This is a genomic window from Candidatus Tiamatella incendiivivens (assembly GCA_015522635.1).
Lineage (GTDB): Archaea > Thermoproteota > Thermoprotei_A > Sulfolobales > Acidilobaceae > Tiamatella > Tiamatella incendiivivens.
In genome coordinates this window covers 1-2,120 of sequence record WALW01000020.1, presented here as the reverse complement: position 1 = coordinate 2,120, position 2,120 = coordinate 1, and the positions used below count along the sequence as shown (strand labels likewise).

Below are 2,120 nucleotides of genomic sequence, written 5' to 3'. Positions count from 1 at the left end.
GGATGTCGCTGAGCGATTTCTAAATGAATCCTATCTAGGATCGTTGCTTAAAAAGTTAAAGCCTATCCTTATCATCGAGTTTGAGTACGGTTACTTTATCTTCCAAGTTTCTCTTGAAGATTCAGCAATCTCTTAATGTCACAGTCTACCTCAGATCTGAACGTTTCATCTCCTATTTCTAAGCTCTTTATATTTGATAAAATTTCAATTTCCCTAGGATTCGAAATATTCTTATAATATGAAATCAAAGTCTCTCCATCCTCTCCCTCAACATTTGGTATTATGCTTTCCATCCTTTCACGAAGGGTTCTTAACCTATTAACTACGTGCACTAATTCCTTCTTTGTTTCCATATCACTGCCACCCATTTTTATTTTCTCCAGTAACGACTCAGCATAATCAAGTAAGTCCAGTCTTTGGTAGAGAATCGTTACCAATATGTTAGTTTCCATATAGCACACCAATATTGATAGAGAAAATTAGGGCTAAAATATTGATAATGCGAGGAATTCAAGCAGTCTTACTCCTCTGAAGATACATCCAGTCTAACTCCTAGTTTTTCACCGCCCTTATGTGCACGGACTGTTGCAATACTATTGTCAGCTATGCCGTGTTCCTCCATTAGATCCCCGTTTACAAAGACAATGTTTTCTTCAGCGTTTTCGTCTATTATTGCCTTGAAAGCGATTCTTTTCTTGCCTGCAACTACTATTTCTAGGTGATCTTTTATGTTGAGTTCTCCTGCTAGTTTAACTGATATTTTTGCCTCATCCTCTTCTAATCCATCGTCATATCTTAGCCTTATTCTCTTCTCTTTAAGGATCTTCTTGTTTTCCTTTAGCTGGCTAGCTGATGGTATTAAATCTAGAATTTTGTTTATACTCTTTTCCCCACTGCTCATACCTTGCATTCCCCCATAGCTAAATTTCATTCACAAGCTCCTCAAGTGGAAGCTTGCTTCCAAGTCCTATTCTAATTAGCCTTGGCAATCTATTAATATTAACTCTTATCTGACGCCATGTATCTCTATCTCTAACTGTTACGGTTCTATCATCCAAAGTTGTATAGTCAATCGTAACAGCGAATGGCACGCCTATTTCATCACTTCTCGCGTACCTTTTTCCGATGTTGCCTGAGTCATCATATGCAACAGTGAATCCTTCTCGTGTTAGGATAGTATGAATTTCCCAAGCAAGCTTCCTCAATTCCTCTTCTCTCTCGATGAGTGGGAATATAGACACTTGAATAGGTGCAATTTCTCTGGGAAGGCTCAGTATCCTCCTCCCCTCCTTCTCCTTATACGCGTGTTCGAGTGTTACGAAGACTATCCTATCGGTACCAAAAGAAGGTTCTATGACGTGTGGAATAAACTTCTCACCTGTGACCTTTTCTTCAATAACTTTCTTAATTATCATTTCCTTTGTTATATTATACCCTTTTATTTCTACTGAGCCCTTTTCTTCGATTGCCCTAAATACCTTTTCAGGACCTATTTCCTCGATTGCCCTAATAATAAAGGGTGCATTATTCCTGTATGCGCGTCCAATAGCTGCTTTGTTAGCAATGAATTTCACTGTCCTATGTATGACAGGTTTCTCGAACCTCTTATATACCCTCAAATCCTTGCCACTATACTTAATATGACGGGATAGGTCATAGTCACCTCTATAACTGTGTCCTGCAACTTCTATCCATCCCCACCTAGACACTTTGACCTTCTGATCGAACGTCTGGCTACTATAGTGAGCTCTCTCATCGGGCAGCTTATCCTCAAATAATATATTTTCAGGGTTTATACCTAGGTCTTCGATGAACTTTCTACCTATAACCATCCAGTAGGCTAGGCACTTATGATATATAACGCCCTCATTTACAGCTTCTCTTACTTTATAGCATTCAGGGGAACCTCCCTTCAAACGGGCTTCTTTAGTTAGTATGAGAAGTTTTTCATCGGATACTGTTGGGAACCAAGGACATTCCTCTTCCCTTGGATCAATGAAAAATTCCATCTCCATTAGAGTGAATTCCCTCAATCTTATAACTCCTTGACGAGGGCTTATCTCGTTCCTCCCTACTTTCCCTATTTGAGCTATACCTATTGGCAAACGATTCCTCATGGC

The 2,120-nt window shown here is 39.3% G+C and carries 3 protein-coding genes; all 3 read right to left on the bottom strand.

All coding sequences use genetic code 11. From position 1 onward, the window contains the following. Positions 1-95 precede the first annotated feature (95 nt). On the bottom strand, positions 96-452 hold the full coding sequence (locus F7B60_05530) for a hypothetical protein (protein ID MCE4614969.1): 357 nt from the start codon (positions 450-452) through the stop codon (positions 96-98). Positions 453-520: 68 nt separating this feature from the next. Continuing rightward, positions 521-931: a hypothetical protein gene (locus F7B60_05525; GenBank protein ID MCE4614968.1), complete on the bottom strand. Its 411-nt coding sequence runs from the start codon at positions 929-931 to the stop codon at positions 521-523. Continuing rightward, positions 921-2,120, bottom strand: a 1,200-nt coding sequence (gene glyS, locus F7B60_05520; GenBank protein MCE4614967.1) for a glycine--tRNA ligase, incomplete at its 5' end; no start/stop codon positions are given. The genes glyS and F7B60_05525, both read right to left, overlap by 11 nt.